Below are 16,733 nucleotides of genomic sequence, written 5' to 3'. Positions count from 1 at the left end.
TGACCTCTCACCAAGCGCTTATCCCGCGATCACGGATTGCGATCACGGCGGTTCCCGTACCCATCAGCATGGATTTGGGCATTCAGGTCAAACCGACCGGCGCAAAACCGAATAATGAGGAGGATTCAGCCCGTTGGAGGCTCGATGTCCTCGACCAAAGCCCGGTTCCGGCCTCACCTTTTCCTCCGTGCCTCCGGCGTCGACCCCGGCGAGGCGATCTTCTGGGGTGAGGCCGGTCGTTATCGCGTCTTCGGCGCGCTGGTGCTGTTCACCACGCTGATGGCGGCCGCCACCATGTTCTGGGCGGTCACCATCGCCACCGAGGCGCCGCCGCACGTCGCCGTCGCGGTCTCGCTGATCTGGGGCTTCGGCATCTTTCAGATCGACCGCTGGCTGGTCTCCGCGCACGTCGAGCGGGACGGCGTCCTGCACCGGCTGTGGCTGCTGGTGCCGCGGCTCGCGATCGCGGTGCCGATGGGCCTGCTGATCGCCTGGTTCGCGATGCTCGGCGTGGGTGCCAAGGAGATCCAGCAGCAGCTCGACGTGGACCGGCTGCGGGACGCGTCCGAGATCTCGGCGCAGGTCCGCGACTCCTCCGAGCCGGCCAACCAGCGCACCACGCTGCTCGCCGAGAAGAAGGGGCTGCAGGCGGAGTACGACCGGGCCGCCGCCGCGATCCCGGCGCTGCAGCGCGCGTTCGACGAGGAGTGCAACGGCACCGGCGGCACGAGGACGCCCGGCTGTGGCCCGATCGCGCAGGTCAAGCTGGGTGACCTGAACGCCGGCAAGGCGGCCCGGGACGCCGCGCTGCGCCGCCTCACCACGCGCGGCGCGGAGATCGACGCGGGCGTGCAGCAGCTCGACCGGCGCATCGCGGCCAGCGCGGACGCGGCCAGCGTCTCCACCGCGCACAACGACGGCATCTTCGCCCGCCGCGCCGCGCTGGCCCGGGCGCTGGCCGCCGACCCGGAGGCCCGCCGGCTCTACCACCTGCTGGAGATCGTCTTCGTGGTGGTCGACCTGGTCCCGGCCGTGGCGAAGGTCTTCTCGCCGGTGAGCCTGGTGGACATCGCGAAGCGGCACCGGCGTGGCCGCGCACAGGAGGAGCTGGCGGCGGCGACCACGGCCGAGCGGGACTCGCCGGACGTGCACGCGGCACTGATCTACGCGGCGTCACAGCGCGCGGAGAGCCTCCGGGCGCAGGCGGACGCGCGTCGCGCGCTGGACGACGCGTACCTTGCCAACCGGGCCTTCCTGCGTCGCGAGGCCGAGCACCGCGCCGCCGAGCACGCGGCGACGCTGCAGGCCGAGCGCGATCTGCACCGGGCGTTGCCGCACGGCCGGCCGGTCGGCCGGGCGATCTCCGGCCGCGCCCGGCGCCGGCGCCGGGCCGCGCGCACGCCATAGCCCTTTACCGCATTCATCCGTTAGAGCCTGTAAAGAGCACGACCAGATTCCGACCGAAGTGGGACGGTTGACCGTGCAGTGCCGCAAACTTGGCCCAGTTGTGACCCCGATGCGGCGACCCTGCGCACGTCAGCCCACGGAAAATCCGGGAAACTAACGATCGGCGTTCCCGCCCGTCACGCACGATTCCAGCGGAGAAAGTCTGTTTTCTCCGTTCACGCGCGAAATGACTCACCTTTGAGAGTCTGCATATGCACGTGCATCTGCACTTGCCTTTGCTTCGTGCAAGCGCGCATCATAACCGGAGCGCCTCGCGCCATGCCCCGCACCGCACACCCAGCGAGTCGAGCGAGGACCCCGCCATGCCCGAACCGCCCCCGCTTCCGCCGAACCGTCGGTGGATCGTCGACCGTCTGCTCCCCCGGTTCCTGGAGCCGGAGTTCACCGACGCCGGCGACATGGTGCCGACCGAGCAGCCGATCATGCTGTTCTGGACGGCCCGCGGCGATCGCGGCAGCGACCTGCTCTCCCACGTCCGGACGGAGGTGCAGGGCCTCCGGCCGTGCGTGCGGATCGACCTCGGCGCCTGCGGCTGGCTGGAGCCGCACGAGCTGCTCGGGCGGATCATGTTCGGCCTGGCCGCACAGGTCAAGGGCTACGGCCGGCTCACGCTCCCGCGCTTCGCGCTCGGCCTGGTCGCGCTGCGGGTGTCCTTCGAGGACGACAACAGCCGGCACGTCACCGAGCAGGTGCTCCGCGACCTGCTGGCCAACCGGCACCGGCTCAAGACCACCACCCGCGAGGTCATGCTCAAGCTCGGCCGGGACCTCGCGGCCGCCGGCCTCAAGCCCGGTCCCGCCGAGGTCAGCTACCTCGCCGCGATCGACGCCACCGCCGCCGCGCTCGGCCGCCGCGCCCACGAGAGCCTGTTGTGGTTCCGGCAGCGGCACACCACCTCCAGCGACCCGGTCGACGCGCTGATCGACCTGCGGCACACCATGGAGGCCGACCACGAGGCCGTCGAGGCGATGCTCTGCGAGGCGTTCCTGACCGACCTCGCCGCGGCATACGACGGAGGTCGCTTCGCCGGTCCGCGCACCGACCACCCGGTGGTGCTGCTCGACCACGCGGACAGCGGCTCCGGCCTGAGCCTGCTCTCCACGCTCACGTCCGTCCGGCACAAGCGCCTGGTCGAGCGCGGTGGCACCGGCCGCTCCGACCCGATGCTGGTGATCGCGTCCGGCCACACCCGATTCCCGTCCGGCGCCATCGCGTCCGCACCGTCCACCGCGGCGGACGGCGGCGCCGGCGCCTGGCACGAGCGGCTCGCCGCCGGCTGGGCCGACCCGGCACACCTGCTGCTCGTGACCGAACTGCCCGATCTCGACGACGAGTCCGCCGAGGCCATGTGCCGCCACCTCGAATCCGCCGTCACCTCCGACGACGTGACCGTGGCGGAGCATCTCACCGGCGGCCATCCCTGGGGGTTTGCCCATGTGCTACGGACGCTGGCGGCGGCTCGACAGGCGGACACCGCCTCCGGCCCGCCCCTCGATCCCCGGACAGTGCTGCGTCTGGCCGACGCCGTTGACCCGGGTGCGACGCTCGCGACGGTGAGCGCGAGCCGGCTGCTCGGCCGTGTCGGCGGCGCGCTGCACGAGGAACTGGTCACCTGCAGCGCGCTCCCGGCGCTCGACCCGGTCTCCACCGCGGTCGCGCTCGCCGCACCGCCACCGCCCGGCCTCGCCGAGTTCGTCCGCACCGATCTGCTGGTCGCGCCGCGCACCCGAATCCTGCACCCGTTCCTGCGCCGCGTCCTGCTCGACCAGCTCGCCGAGCGCCCGATCAACCACGCCGACTCCTGGCGGGCCGTCCACGAGCGGCTCCGCGAGCACTACGAGCAGCTCGGCGACCGGGTCGGTGCGCTCCGCCACGGCCTGGCGCTCGGCGAGATCGAGCAGGTCGTCAGTCACCTCGACCTGCGCCTCGCCGCTCTCCCCGCTGACGAGTGGCTGGCCGAGCTGCGCGCGATCACCGCCGCTCCACACACGACCGGCCTCTACCCCGGCCCTCGCGGCGAGCTGCGCGAACTAGCCGAGCCGATCGACGGCGACCCACACCTCGTCCGCCTGGTCATCGCCCACTGGATCCGCACCGACCCGCTCGGCGACCCCACCGGCGCACTCGACGTCCAGATCGCCACCGCACTCGACCACCTCGCCGACCGCGCGGTCTTCCAGATCGACCGCTTCTACGACGAGGCCCACGCGTTCCGCACCCGCCGGCGCGAACCCGACCTCAACGCACGCGGCGCCGGCTTCTGGATGGTCGACCTCAGCAGCTGACGGCCCCGACCACGATCAGCACCAGATCAAGGCCGAAGATCAGAACCATGGACCAGAGCTTGAAGATCAGGATCAACTGAAAGATCAGGACCATGCGGTCCCGGTCACGCCGTGGTCCCGTTCCGCCGCTCCCGCCGGAGACCGGTCGGCCGTGGCCGGCCTCCCTGCCACTTCCGCGGTGGCACAAACCCTGCGGCCCTGCCGCAACCCGCGGCCCCGCCGCAACCCGCGGCCCCGCCGCAACCCATGATCAGGGCATCCCTCATGTCGTTCCAGCGATATGAGGGATGCCCTGATCTTGAAGGTCTTGTCGCACGCGCCTTCAGGCACCCGTCAGGCCGGCCAGCCGTCCAGGATCAGTGGGGTGCCGGTGCGCCAGCCGGTGAGGCCGGCCGCGTTGTAGGGCTCGGTGTCCGGCGGGAGCGCGACCGCGGGGAACCAGGCGAGGCCGCCGCACTTGTGCGGTTCCGCGTTGACCGGGTCTCCGTGCCGCGCCGGCGCGTGCGTCGCATGAAAGAACAGGCCGAGCCGCGCGTGCCCGCCCGGCCGGCTCAAATGCACGGTGGTGGCGAGCCGCACGTCCGCCGCGGTCAGCGACAGGCCCGCCTCCTCGCGGGCCTCGCGGAGCACGGCCGCGACCGCGCTCTCGCCCGGCTCGACCTTGCCGGACGGCACGTTCCACAGGCCGTCCGCGAAGCCGGTGCCCTGCCGCAGCGCGAGCAGCACGTCCTCGCCGCGGGACAGGATCAGAAAGACATCGAGCGGGATCGTGTACGGCATCAGCGCAGCTCCAGAGCGGTTCCAACGTACAGCGCCGCGTCCAGCCAGGACTCCGCCGCGGCGTCGGAGGGGTCCGGGCCGAGCGAGTCCGCGAAGCCGCGCACCGCGTCCGCGACGCGACGCAGCCCGAGGCCGGTGAGCGCGGTCGCCTCGGCCCGCAGCCGGTCCCGGAACGACGCGGGCAGGTGGGCCAGGCCGCGGTGCGCCGCCTCCGCCAGCAACCCGTAGGCCCGGGCCAGCGCGTCGGCCAGCGGGTCCGACGGGATCGCGCCGTGCGGCAGCGCGTCCGCCTGCCCGCCGGGCGGCGTCAGGTCCGGCACCACGATCGTGCCGTCCGCCGCGACCGCGAGCGGATCCACCACCAGCCCGCCGGCCGAGCGCCGCACGCTGCCGCTGACCAGCCGCACCGTCCCGTGGCCGCCGGTCAGCGCCGCGGCCAGCGCGTCCAATCGGCCCGGCGCCGCGGTCGTGTGGTGCGCGGTGATCCGGGCGACCGCGCCGGAGGCGTCCGCGACCAGCGCGTCCAGCCGCTGCTGGCCGGGTGAATAGACGACGTCGTGCACCTCCGCGACCGCGAGCGCGCGGACCAGCTCCGCCTCGACGCGCGGCCGGACCGGGCGCGGCGGCAGCGCCTCCAGCCGGCGGCGCAGGTCGTCGTAGGACTCCACGAACAGCCCGTCCGGCAGCTGCTCCCAGGTGCCGCGCGAGGGGGACGCGGACGTCTTCGCCAAGCGGCCGGTGGCCAGCCGCACCACCCGGCTGGCGCTGCGCACCGCGGACTCGGAGATGACGTTGCCGCCGGCCAGCGCGCCGATCGAGACGCCGCCGGCCCGGCGGCGGGCCAGCGCGGGACCGTCCTCGTCCGTGGTCCAGGAGCGGCGCAGGACCAGCACGGTGGTGCTGTCCGCGTGCGCGAAGAAGACCTCGGCGGTGCGGTCGTCGCCCAGCTCGGTCACCCTGCAGCCCAGGCTCTCCAGCCGGGTCCGCCGCAGCGGTGTCTCGGCCGCCTCCTCCGTGCCCAGCACGCGGCTGCGCAGCCCGGAGCCGCCGTTACGCACGGTCCGCTCGCGCGCGTGCAGCTCCACCAGCAGGTCGGCGAGCAGCTCCGGCCGGTACCCGGCGCCCCGGTCGCGGTACGCCACCAGCAGCTCCTCCAGGTCCGCGATCGCGAGCAGCGGCCAGCGCAGCCCGGCACCGTCCAGTCCGCGGCGCGCCTCGGCCAGCGCGGACGCCAGGCCCGGCCCGGCGTGCACCGCGCCGTCGCGCAGCAGCGCGGTCGCGACCGCGACGGCCGGGGCGAGGCCGGTGCCGTCCTTGGCCGCGGCCGCGTCCGTACCCCCGACCTCGATCTGGACCTCGGAGGTGCCCGGCGAGCGCTCGTCCGCCGCGCGGAACGCCCAGACCGCCAGCGCCAGCACGTCGTCGCGCGCGCCCGCGACCGCGTCCGTGTGCACGAAGCCGAGGTCGTGCGGGACCAGGAACCGGACCGTGGCGGAGCCGAGGTCGACCTGCGGCACCGGGTCGGCCTCGGTCGGGCGGCGCACGCGGGCGACGTATCCGGAGCGCAGCGCCTTGCGCGCCGCGGTCATCAACCGGGTGCCGACCCGCGCCTGCAGCTGCTCGTCCGTGAACGTGCCCGGCGACCAGTCCACCGGCCCGGCCGGCTTCGTCACGGGCCCGGCACCGGCCTCGCGCGCGGCACCGGCCTCGCGCGCGGCACCGGCCTCGGGCGTGGCACCGGCCTCGGGCGTGGCACCGGCGAGCGAGGTGCCGGCACCGGCGAGCGAGGTGCCGGCACCGGCGAGCGAGGTATCCGTATCGGCGACCCGCTGGTATGCGAGGACCAGCCCGAGCAGGTGCCGGCAGGCGCCCATCGCGCCGCAGGTGCACGAGCCCGCGTCCAGCCCACCGACCGGCAGCCGGGTCACCGGCCCGTCCGCGAAGACGGCCACCACCGTGCCGTCCGGCTCCTCCGTCACCGCGGGTGGTGCCGCCTCGACCTCCTTGGCCGCGCGCTTGACCAGGCCGCGGTTCGTCAACGCGGCCAGCGCGTCCGGCGTCAACGCGAGCAGTTCGGCCCTCATCGGTTCACGTGTTCCGCGACGAAGGCGGCCAGCTCGCCCGGGGTCATCGCGCCCACGGCCGCGCCCACGTTCGCGAAGCGCTGCGCGGTGTGCGCGTCGTAGTCCGGGTTCGCGTCCGCGTCCAGCGCGGCCAGGCAGAACACCTTCGTGCCCTGGTCGACCAGGTTGCCGACCAGCCGGACCAGGTGACTCGCGTCGCCGCCCTCGTAGAAGTCACTGATCAGCACGAAGATCGACCGGCGCGGGTTCTCGATCAGGCCGCTGCCGTACTGCACCGCGCGCGTGATGTTCGTACCGCCGCCGAGCTGGACCTTCATCAGCAGGTCGACCGGGTCGTCCACCTCGGACGTCAGGTCCACCACGTCGGTGTCGAACGCGACCAGGTGCGTCTTGATGCCCGGCAGCCCCCACAGGCAGGCCGCCGTGACCGCCGAGTGGATCACCGAGTCCGTCATCGACCCGGACTGATCCACCAGCAGGATCACCTGCCACCGATCCAGATGCCGCCGGGTACGCGAGAAGAAGTACGGCGTCTCGATCAGCACCCGCCGTTCCGCAGGCTGGTAGTGCCCCAGATTGTCGCGGATCGTGCGCTTGACGTCGAAGTTGCGGGCCTGCTTGAACCTGCTCGGCCGCCGGCTCCGGCTGCCGCTGAACGAGTTGCGGATGTCCGCCTTGAGTTTCTCCATCAGGTCGCGGACCACCGCTTCCACGATCCGCCGGGCCAGCCGCAGCACCTCCGGGTTCATCAGATGCTTGGTGCGCAGCACGGCCTTGAGCAGCGTCTGGTTCGGCGTGATCGTCTCCAGCACGGCCGGGTTCGTGACCACGTCGTGGATCTCGTACTTCTCGACCGCGTCCCTCTGCAGGCGCTCGATCGTCTCCTTCGGGAACAGCTTGGCGATGTCGTTCAGCCAGTCCACCGTGTTCAGCACGGACGGGCCGTTGCCGCCCTGTTTGCCGAAGCCACCCCGGATGCCCCTCTTGCGCAAGCCCTCGTCGCGGCCGTAGAGCCACCCCAGCGCCGCGTCCCGGGCCGCGCCCTCGCCGCTCAAGCCCTGCCCGTTCAGCACGGACTCGCCCGGCTCACCGAGCACCAGCCGCCAGCGTTCCAGAGCCTGTATCGACGTGGAGGTCGATACAGGCTCTGGCGTCGGATCCGTCGTCACGTCGTGACCAGCCCTTCCCTGCTCAGCAACCCCGCCACCCGGCCGTCCAACTCGGCGCCCTCCGCGACCAGTTCGGGCGGGGCGTGCAGGCGCAGCAGCGCGCGGCTGTCACCGGCGATCCCGCGGCGGGCCAGCAGGTGCTGCGCGATCGTGTCCCGCTCGCGCGGCGGGAAGAACTCGAACGCCTGCCGCAGCGCGGGCAGCGCGATCAGGAAGTCCTCGTCGCCCATCGCGTCCAGCGCCTCGTCCAGCACGTCCAGGACGCCGTCGGCCTGCAGCACCTCCTCGCGGGCCAGCGCGAACAACCCGGCCAGCCAGTCGCCGGCCGACGACGGCGTGAACGCGCCGCGCACCGCCCGGGCCGGGTCGCCGGCCTGGTCGGCGCCCAGCGACCAGCCGAAACCGAACCCGGCACCGCGCAGGTCCGGCGGCGCGTCCGTGCTCAGCGCCAGCCGTGCCGCCACGCCCAGCGCCGCGTCCCGGTCCAGGTCCAGCGCGGTCCCGGCGTGCACCAGCGCGTCCCGAACCGAGGCCAGCGCCATGATCCGGGGCAGGTCCGCCGGGGCGGCGCCGCCGCGGACCCCCTCGGCCAGCCAGAGGACGCGGGCCACGGACGCGCTGATCACCGTGCCCAGCGGCGCGCTGCCGGCCGTGCCGAGGAGCCGGTCGTGCCGCCACAGCGCCAGCACCACCTCCAGCACCCGGCCGATCGGGCCCATCTCCGGTGTGCTGCCGACCGCACGGTCGATCGCGTCGAGCACCTGGGCGGACAGGTCGGCGATGCCGGCCAGCGCGGCGTCGAAGAGCACACCGGCCAGCGCCTCCACGTCACCGCCGACGAGCGTGACCCGCTCGGCCAGCGTCGCACCGGCCGCCTCGCCGATCGTCGCGCCGTACCCACCGGCCTCGATCAGCGCGGGCAGCCGCCGGTCGTCCCGGGCGATCGACCACTCCTCGACCGGCTCGGGGTCGATGCCGGTCTGCGGGCCGGAGTGCCGGGTGAATCCCGGCACCTTCAGGATCCGCAGCCGGTGCAGGACCCGGCTGACCTCGCGGTCGCCGTCCCGGGCCAGGTCGAGGCGGCGGCTGCCGTCGGAGTCCAGTCCGTGCCGCTCCAGCTCGGCGGTGGCGTGGTGCACCAGCGGCGGCGCGGGCGTGTCCGGGTGCAGGCGGCCGACCCGGTCGCCGCTGAGCGCCGCGACCATCTCCACCACCACCGGGTGTGAGCCGGGCGCCGGCGTGCCTCGCGTCGACCAGGGCAGCGCCACGTCCAGCGCCTCGTCCAGCAGCGCGGACGCGAGACCGTCCAGCACGTCGGTCCGGGACCGGTGCCGGTGCCCGCGCACCAGCGCCAGCCCTTCCGCGGACGCGGACGCGGCGATCAGGTCGGCGGTGGAGAGCCGCTGCTTGCGCTCCCGCAGACGGCCGGCCACGGCCGCGAGCAGGTGGTCGGCCGCGGCCTCCGGACCGTCCTCGAAGAGCCGCTGGTAGTACGCCGGGGACGGCATGCCGGACTGGTAGCCGTCGAACGAGTCGAGCCGCCGGAACGAGTACGGCACCAGGTAGCTGCCGCCGGCAGCGTCCGCCGGGAGCGCGTGCTCGACCGGGTCGTCGTCGCCGGGCAGTGCGGCCAGCCGAACCAGCGCGGGCCGGTGGAACCCGCCGGTCACCACCACGATCGGGCGGTCGCCGGCCTCCTTCCGGGTCTTGCGGATCCAGGACGCCATGTACGCCTCGCGCGCCACGTCGTCCTCGCCCGCGCCGGTCTCGGACTCGCCCCGGATCAGGTCGAAGTAGGCGGCCAGCCGGTCGGCCAGCCCGTCGTCCTTCACCTCGACCGGCCCCGTCGGGACCTCGAACAGGTGGTCCCACAGCGTGTCCACGTTGTCCACCGCGAACTCGCGGCAGAGCCGGTCGATCACGTCCGCGTACCGCTGGTCCGCGTCCGCGTAGCGGTTGCTCCGGTCCGCGAACGCCGGATGCCAGGCAGGCAGGTCGATGAAGCGCAGCTCCGCACCGGCCGCCCGGCCCGCGGTCAGTGCGGCCCACTCCGGCGAGTAATCGCAGAACGGCGCCCACGACGCGTGGTGCCGCTCGCCGTCCCGGTAGCTGCTGAACACCGCGATCGGCAGCTCGTGCCCGAGCAGCAGCTCGCCGATCCGCGCGTTCATCTCCGCCGGGCCCTCGACCAGCACGAACGCCGGGCGCAACTCCTCGATCGTCTCCCGGACCAGCCGCGCGCACGCGGGGCTGTGGTGCCGGACGCCGATGAAAGTGATCATCCCGGGAGCACGTGCCGGGCGTTGTAGAGCGCCTTCCACGCCGCGCCCTTGCGACCGCGGGCCTGCTGCTCCAGATATCGGCGCAGCTTGGCCAGGTCCTCCGTGCTGTCCTTGGCCGCGGTGCCGGCCAGGCAGGAGACCACGTCCTCCGCGCTGCCGGCCTCGCCGCGCAGGAACCAGCCGCGCAGCCCGACCGCGTGCGCCACCGAGACCGCCTCCGCCGTGCTCATCACGGACGTCAGCTTGTCCATCGAGTCGCCGCGCGCGGTCTGCCCGGCGCGCAGCTCCCGGAACGTGGTGACCAGCACCTCCAGCACGTCCCGGTTCGGCGCCGCGGTCACGCCGGACCGGCGGAGCAGCGCGGACGCCTCCGCCTCGACCAGCGACAGCTCGGTGGCCAGGTCCGCGATCGGGAAGACCGTCTCGAAGTTGAAGCGGCGCTTCAGCGCGGAACTCATCTCGTTGACGCCCCGGTCACGCGTGTTCGCGGTCGCGATGATGTTGAAGCCCTCGGTCGCGAACACCATCGCGTCCGGCCCGGTCAGCTCCGGCACGGCCAGCACCCGGTCGGAGAGCGGCGAGAGCAGGCAGTCCTGCACCTCCAGCGGGCACCGGGTGATCTCCTCGAACCGGACCACCTTGCCCTCGGACATGCCGCGCAGCAGCGGCGCCGGGACCAGCGACCGGGTCGACGGGCCGTCCGCGACCAGCATCGCGTAGTTCCACGAGTACTTGATCTGGTCTTCCGTGGTGGCGGCGCCGCCCTGGATGGTCAGCGTGGAGTCGCCGGACACCGCGGCCGCGAGCAGCTCGGAGAGCAGCGACTTCGCGGTGCCGGGCTCACCGACCAGCATCAGGCCGCGGCTGGTGGCCAGGCTGACCAGCGCGCGGTCGATCAGCGACGGGTCACCCACGAACTTGCGTGAGATGCCGTGCCGCTCGTCGCCGACGATGAACCGGCGCGCGGCGCGCAGGCTCAGCGCCCAGCCCGGCGGTCGTGGGTCGGAGTCCGTCTCGCGCAGCCGTCGCAGCTCGTCCGCGTACCGGACTTCGGCCGGCGGGCGCTGCATCGTCTGGACGTCGGTCACGCGGTCACCTCGTTCAGATCGCGGATGATCTCGGAGATCGTGATCTCGTCGAGCTCACCCAGCTTCGTGTTCCTCTTACGGTTCCAGTAGTCGCCGGCGGTCCGCGGAGCGATCTCGTCCAAGCGCTGCTCCGGAAAGTAGTCGACCGCGCCGACCGCCACACCCGGGTCCATGTGGACCACCATGAGCAGGTCGTCGGCGAGGTCGCGCTCGAACCATCCCTGGTGCCCGCCGTCGCCCACGTCGCCACGCCGCCAGCCGCGCCGCTCCAGCCCGAGCAGCTTCGTGGTCGGCACCTTCACGTTCTTGAAGCGCAGCAACTCGGTCTGCTCCCGCTCGGCCGGCTCCAGCCGGAAGACCTCCCGGCCGAGCTGCGGGAACGGCTGCAACAGCTCGTAGTCGGCGAAGACCTCGGCCCAGCCCGGCAGCGCGTCGCCGAGCGTGAGCGGATGCACGACACCGATCACGGCGTCCTCGGCCACGGTCACCGGCTCATCATCCACACCCGCGAGCGTCCGGTCCTCCGCCACCCGCAGCGTGGCGGTCAGCGCACCGCGCTCGTCGTAGACGCCCCACACCAGCCGCCGCACGATGTGCACCAGCAGCGGATGCCCGACCAGGTACTGCGCGAACTCCGCACCGGTCCAGCGCCGGCCGTCCACCATCGCCGCTTCCAGGCGCCGGATCTGGTCACCGCCGACCGTGCGCACGTCCTTTTTCAGACCCGAGAACCGGCGGTACGCCTCCGGCGCCAGCTCGGCGTCGTCCTTGACACCCGGCTTCGGCAGCGCCTTGAGTCTCTTGCCGGTCTCCCCGGCTGCCGCCCCGCCGCCCACCCCCGACCGGACCGAGGCTGCCTCTCGGACGAACGGCTTGAGCTGCTCGTCGAACCCGACCACGAAGCGGCGTGGCCCGTAGTCGAGCGTCAGGCTGCCGGACCCGTCCAGCCCGAAGTCGGGCAGCAGCCGGTCGGCGAGTTGCTCCGGACGCAGCTCGAGCGCGGCCGCGACCTCGGCCATCTTCTCGTTCGCCCGGTCCTTCAGGCCCTTGAACTTCACCTTCTGCGCGATGCCGTGCAGGTGCATCAGCGCCACGTCCGTCCCGATCGCGGAAAGGATCTCCAGGCCGGTGACCGCGCGCGCGTGCCCGCCCTCGCCCGGCCAGACCCGGATCAGCGGAGTCAGTCCGCGCACCACCTCGTCGTCGCCGAGGTGCGCCAGCGCCTCGAACGCCCATGCCTCCTTCGCCGGCATGCCGGCCGCCTGCCAGCGCCGGAACAGCCCCCAGACGAACTCGGCCAGGCTGCGCCGGTCGATCGTCGCCTTCACCACCTCCAGGCCGGGGTACGGCTCGGCGAGGCGCGACAGGGCCAGCATGGTCAGCACGTGCCGCGTGGAGTCGAGCGGCAGCACACCGGTGGGCGTCCGCAGCCGCGGCAGCAGTGCCGGGTCGGCCCACTCCGGCACCACCGGCATGCGGGCCGGGAGCCGGTCCAGCGGATCCGTGGTGATCAGCGGCTCGATCTCGGCGGCCACCTCCTCGCCGTACGACCGGGCGGCCATCCGCACCTCTCTGGCATAACCGGCGGCGACGATCGCCAGCAGCGCCTGCTCCGCGTTGCCCCGCTCCTGGCCGGCCTTACCGACCGCGGCCGGGATCAACGCGCGTGCGCCGGAGACCGGGTGGCGCTGCAGCCAGGCGAACGCGGTCGGGCGCGCCGACTTCAGCCGCACATACCGATCCGCCATCAGCGTGGCGACCTCGGGCGCGGTGAACGGGAGCAGCGCGGCCGCGGCCGGCGGCATCCGCCGAGCGGCGGAGAGCGCGGCCGCGAACGCCACGATGCCGTGCCGGGCCACCACGACCCGCATGGTCTCGCCCGGCTCCCACAGGTCGCGCGGCTCCCACTCCCCGATCCTCGGCAGCGTCAGCGACAACGGTGCGAACGCGAAGAACGGGCCCCTCCCATACCAGGGACTGGTGCGCCCGCGCCTGCTCTCGGCCACGACCTTGGCCCAGTCCTGCTGGACGGCCCAGGACGCGTCACCGAGGCGGATCCGGGACCAGGCCTCCGCCTCGCCGGGCGCCCAGTCGAGCGTCACGGGGTCGTCGCAGACCAGGCCGGTGATCACCTTGGGCTTGCGGACCGTCCGTTCGGCCGTCCACGGCGGGTCGACCAGTAGCGCCGGCAATGAGTCGGCCGGTGCCTCGGACACGTCGGCGGCGGCCTCGAGCAGGTCGCGCACCCGCCTCGACGACGCTTCGGGCAACTCGTCCAGCATCGTGGCGGCCAGCTCCGGATGCGCCAGGACAACCGCGTTCAGCAGCTCGGCGAGCGTGCGCTTGGCCGTGGAACGCGCAGCCAGCAACCGGATCGCCCGTGCGGGGAAACGGCCGGCCGCCGCCTGTAGCTCCGGCAGCACGAAGCGGTCGTCCACCCGGTCGGCCAGCGTCTCGAACGCCTCGTCCGTGGGCACCACGCCGATCGGGGGAAGGAAACGCTTCGCGTACTCCGTGGTGTCCGTGTTCACCGTCGCCCAGACGCGCAGCGCGGGCAGCGCGTCGGAGCGAGTGCCGATCAAGAAGGTGTAGAGCAACGCCGGGTTCTGCATGACGAACCACGGCTGGACGAGCGGCGTGATCCGGTCGACCTGGGCCCGGGTGGTGATCGTCGTCAGGGCGATCAGGGCCAGCTCCTCCGCGCCGGACGTGGCGATCTCCGTGGCGTCCGCCTCGGCCCAGGCCGCGTCCGTCGGCACCAGGAACGACGTGGCGACGCGCCGCAGCACCGTGGTGTCCCGCTCCCCGGCCAGCTCCGCCACGATCTCCCGGTATTCCTCCTCGGGCGCGGTCGCGAGGGCGTGCCGCACCCGGCCGGCGAGGTCGAGCAGCGGCCGCCGGTGCACCTCGAAGGTCCGGCCGGCCTCGTCGGCGAAGACGATCGGGCTGACCGCCTCGTACGGCTTGCTGATCACCATCGAGAACAGCTCGACCACCGCCCGCACCGCGAACCGCAGCCCGTGCTCGGCCAGCCACAGGTCGGCGAAGAGCGGAATCCTGTCCTCGTGGGGATAGTGCACCACCCGGTTCGAAGCCAGCGCGGTTGCGGCGGCACCGAGCGGGTTCGGGCCCGGTTGCCCCCGGTGGAACGTCAGGCCGGCCTCGGCGATCACCGGATCCGTGTCAGGGTGCTCCAGCACCGCGCGGACCCGGCCGGCCGCCATGCCGGCGATCTGCGCCACCGCGGCGCGGGCCTTCTCCACCTCGGGCAGGCGCGGCTTCAGACCCGGCTCGCCGCGACGGGCATAGCGATAGCGAAGCCAGGCCGGCTGCACGACGAACCTGTCCTCGTCCGGGAACGCGTCCGCTGCCATGTCCGACCTCCCGTGACTCGCTCGCTTTCGGCGTCACCGTATCCAGAGGGTGCGACACTTTTCCCGGTCCTGGAAAACAAATCAGGGCCACCCCGCGAGGGGTGGCCCTGATCATGAAGAAGTCCGGCGGCGTCCTACTCTCCCACACCCTCCCGAGTGCAGTACCATCGGCGCTGGCAGGCTTAGCTTCCGGGTTCGGAATGTGACCGGGCGTTTCCCTGCCGCTATAACCGCCGTAACACTATGAACTTAACCGGGTTCTTCACGGTTGTTTGTTCAGATATCACACAGTGGACGCGAGCAATCTCATCAAAGTTTGTGTAGTCAAGTCCTCGGCCTATTAGTACCGGTCAACTCAACACGTTACCGTGCTTACATCTCCGGCCTATCAACCCAGTCATCTACTGGGAGCCTTACCCCCATCACTGGGGTGGGATACCTCATCTTGAAGCGAGCTTCCCGCTTAGATGCTTTCAGCGGTTATCCCTTCCGAACGTAGCCAACCAGCCATGCCCATGGCAGGACAACTGGCACACCAGAGGTTCGTCCGTCCCGGTCCTCTCGTACTAGGGACAGCCCTTCTCAAGTATCCTACGCGCGCGGCGGATAGGGACCGAACTGTCTCACGACGTTCTAAACCCAGCTCGCGTACCGCTTTAATGGGCGAACAGCCCAACCCTTGGGACCTGCTACAGCCCCAGGATGCGACGAGCCGACATCGAGGTGCCAAACCATCCCGTCGATATGGACTCTTGGGGAAGATCAGCCTGTTATCCCCGGGGTACCTTTTATCCGTTGAGCGACACCGCTTCCACACGCAAGTGCCGGATCACTAGTCCCGACTTTCGTCCCTGCTCGACCCGTCAGTCTCACAGTCAAGCTCCCTTGTGCACTTACACTCAACACCTGATTGCCAACCAGGCTGAGGGAACCTTTGGGCGCCTCCGTTACCCTTTAGGAGGCAACCGCCCCAGTTAAACTACCCACCAGACACTGTCCCTGAACCCGATAAGGGCCCGAAGTTAGATACCCAGATCAACCAGAGTGGTATTTCAAGATTGCCTCCACCCGAACTGGCGTCCGAGCTTCACCGGCTCCCACCTATCCTACACAAGCCAACCCAAATACCAATGTCAAGCTATAGTAAAGGTCCCGGGGTCTTTCCGTCCTGCCGCGCGTAACGAGCATCTTTACTCGTACTGCAATTTCGCCGGGCCTGTGGTTGAGACAGTGGGGAAGTCGTTACGCCATTCGTGCAGGTCGGAACTTACCCGACAAGGAATTTCGCTACCTTAGGATGGTTATAGTTACCACCGCCGTTTACTGGCGCTTAAGTTCTCAGCCTCGCCCTCACGGGCTAACCGGTCCCCTTAACGTTCCAGCACCGGGCAGGCGTCAGTCCATATACATCGTCTTACGACTTCGCATGGACCTGTGTTTTTAGTAAACAGTCGCTTCCCCCTGCTCTCTGCGGCCATACCACGCTCCACCAGCAAGTGGCTTCACGCGTCCGGCCCCCCTTCTCCCTAAGTTACGGGGGCAATTTGCCGAGTTCCTTAACCACAGTTCACCCGTCGCCTCGGTATTCTCTACCTGACCACCTGTGTCGGTTTAGGGTACGGGCCGCTCAGAACTCGCTAGAGGCTTTTCTCGGCAGCATAGGATCACTGACTTCACCTGAATCGGCTCGGCATCACGTCTCAGCCTATATGTGTCACGGATTTACCTATGACACGGCCTACACGCTTACCCCGGCACTACCACTCACCGGGCTCAGCTACCTTCCTGCGTCACCCCATCGCTTGCCTACTACCCACCAGGATCCCAGACTCCACACTCTTGGACCGAAGTCCGCCAGCGCTTCGCGTGGTTAGCACAGCGAGGTTCGGCAGGGACGCTCTTTCGCGGGTACGGGAATATCAACCCGTTGTCCATCGACTACGCCTCTCGGCCTCGCCTTAGGTCCCGACTCACCCAGGGCGGATTAGCCTGGCCCTGGAACCCTTGGTCATCCGGCGGAAGGGATTCTCACCCTTCATTCGCTACTCATGCCTGCATTCTCACTCGTCCAGCGTCCACCACTAGGTCACCCTGCAGCTTCACCCGCTGAACGACGCTCCCCTACCCATCCACGATCACTCGTGAATGCCACAGCTTCGGCGGTGTACTTGAGCCCCGCTACATTGTCGGCGCGGAACCACTTG

At 71.1% G+C, this 16,733-nt stretch carries 8 protein-coding genes and 2 rRNA genes (1 of these 10 cut by a window edge); 2 read left to right on the top strand and 8 right to left on the bottom strand.

Translation table 11 applies throughout. The features are described 5' to 3' along the window. Positions 1-144: 144 nt before the first annotated feature. Together J2S43_RS35925 and J2S43_RS35920 are read left to right on the top strand one after the other, a co-directional pair. On the top strand, positions 145-1,407 hold the full coding sequence (locus tag J2S43_RS35925; RefSeq protein ID WP_306836789.1) for a DUF4407 domain-containing protein: 1,263 nt from the start codon (positions 145-147) through the stop codon (positions 1,405-1,407). A 362-nt stretch (positions 1,408-1,769) separates the two neighbouring features. Beyond that, positions 1,770-3,752 carry a hypothetical protein gene (locus tag J2S43_RS35920; protein ID WP_306836788.1) on the top strand — a complete coding sequence of 661 codons (1,983 nt, stop codon included), beginning with the start codon at positions 1,770-1,772 and terminating at the stop codon, positions 3,750-3,752. Between the two features lie 333 nt (positions 3,753-4,085). Here the strand turns inward: J2S43_RS35920 and J2S43_RS35915 are convergent, their stop codons facing one another. From J2S43_RS35915 to J2S43_RS35880, 8 genes are all read right to left on the bottom strand, one after another. Beyond that, on the bottom strand, positions 4,086-4,532 hold the full coding sequence (locus tag J2S43_RS35915) for an NUDIX hydrolase (RefSeq protein WP_306836786.1): 447 nt from the start codon (positions 4,530-4,532) through the stop codon (positions 4,086-4,088). Beyond that, positions 4,532-6,616 carry a YehQ family protein gene (locus J2S43_RS35910; RefSeq protein WP_306836783.1) on the bottom strand — a complete coding sequence of 695 codons (2,085 nt, stop codon included), beginning with the start codon at positions 6,614-6,616 and terminating at the stop codon, positions 4,532-4,534. The genes J2S43_RS35915 and J2S43_RS35910 overlap by 1 nt, the downstream gene beginning before the upstream one ends. Next, positions 6,613-7,785, bottom strand: coding sequence for a VWA domain-containing protein (locus J2S43_RS35905; RefSeq protein ID WP_306836781.1), 1,173 nt, complete (start codon positions 7,783-7,785; stop codon positions 6,613-6,615). The genes J2S43_RS35910 and J2S43_RS35905 overlap by 4 nt, the downstream gene beginning before the upstream one ends. Next, entirely contained in the window at positions 7,782-10,067 is a 2,286-nt protein-coding gene (locus tag J2S43_RS35900; RefSeq protein WP_306836780.1) for a DUF5682 family protein, read from the bottom strand. Before J2S43_RS35900 ends, J2S43_RS35905 begins: the two co-directional genes overlap by 4 nt. Beyond that, positions 10,064-11,137, bottom strand: a complete 1,074-nt coding sequence (locus tag J2S43_RS35895) for an ATP-binding protein (RefSeq protein WP_306839678.1) — start codon at positions 11,135-11,137, stop codon at positions 10,064-10,066. The genes J2S43_RS35900 and J2S43_RS35895 overlap by 4 nt, the downstream gene beginning before the upstream one ends. Before the next feature lie 14 nt (positions 11,138-11,151). Continuing rightward, positions 11,152-14,529: a DUF4132 domain-containing protein gene (locus J2S43_RS35890; protein WP_306836778.1), complete on the bottom strand. Its 3,378-nt coding sequence runs from the start codon at positions 14,527-14,529 to the stop codon at positions 11,152-11,154. 121 nt (positions 14,530-14,650) lie between these two features. After that, positions 14,651-14,767: ribosomal RNA gene (rrf, locus tag J2S43_RS35885) — 5S ribosomal RNA — on the bottom strand. Positions 14,768-14,849: 82 nt separating this feature from the next. After that, positions 14,850-16,733 (bottom strand): 23S ribosomal RNA (locus tag J2S43_RS35880); it runs 1,193 nt beyond the window's last position.

Origin of the sequence: Catenuloplanes nepalensis, from assembly GCF_030811575.1 — a bacterium.
GTDB classification, from domain to species: Bacteria; Actinomycetota; Actinomycetes; order Mycobacteriales; family Micromonosporaceae; genus Catenuloplanes; species Catenuloplanes nepalensis.
The sequence above is the reverse complement of the archived record's forward strand: the minus strand, read 5'-3'. Positions and strand labels throughout refer to the sequence as shown.

Bases quoted from the DNA above. Each gene is read 5' to 3' on its own strand.
- J2S43_RS35890 (WP_306836778.1), bottom strand. From the start codon at position 14,529: ATGGCAGCGGACGCGTTCCCGGACGAGGACAGGTTCGTCGTGCAGCCG.
- J2S43_RS35900 (WP_306836780.1), bottom strand. From the start codon at position 10,067: ATGATCACTTTCATCGGCGTCCGGCACCACAGCCCCGCGTGCGCGCGG.
- J2S43_RS35920 (WP_306836788.1), top strand. From the start codon at position 1,770: ATGCCCGAACCGCCCCCGCTTCCGCCGAACCGTCGGTGGATCGTCGAC.
- J2S43_RS35925 (WP_306836789.1), top strand. From the start codon at position 145: ATGTCCTCGACCAAAGCCCGGTTCCGGCCTCACCTTTTCCTCCGTGCC.
- J2S43_RS35895 (WP_306839678.1), bottom strand. From the start codon at position 11,137: ATGCAGCGCCCGCCGGCCGAAGTCCGGTACGCGGACGAGCTGCGACGG.
- J2S43_RS35910 (WP_306836783.1), bottom strand. From the start codon at position 6,616: ATGAGGGCCGAACTGCTCGCGTTGACGCCGGACGCGCTGGCCGCGTTG.
- J2S43_RS35915 (WP_306836786.1), bottom strand. From the start codon at position 4,532: ATGCCGTACACGATCCCGCTCGATGTCTTTCTGATCCTGTCCCGCGGC.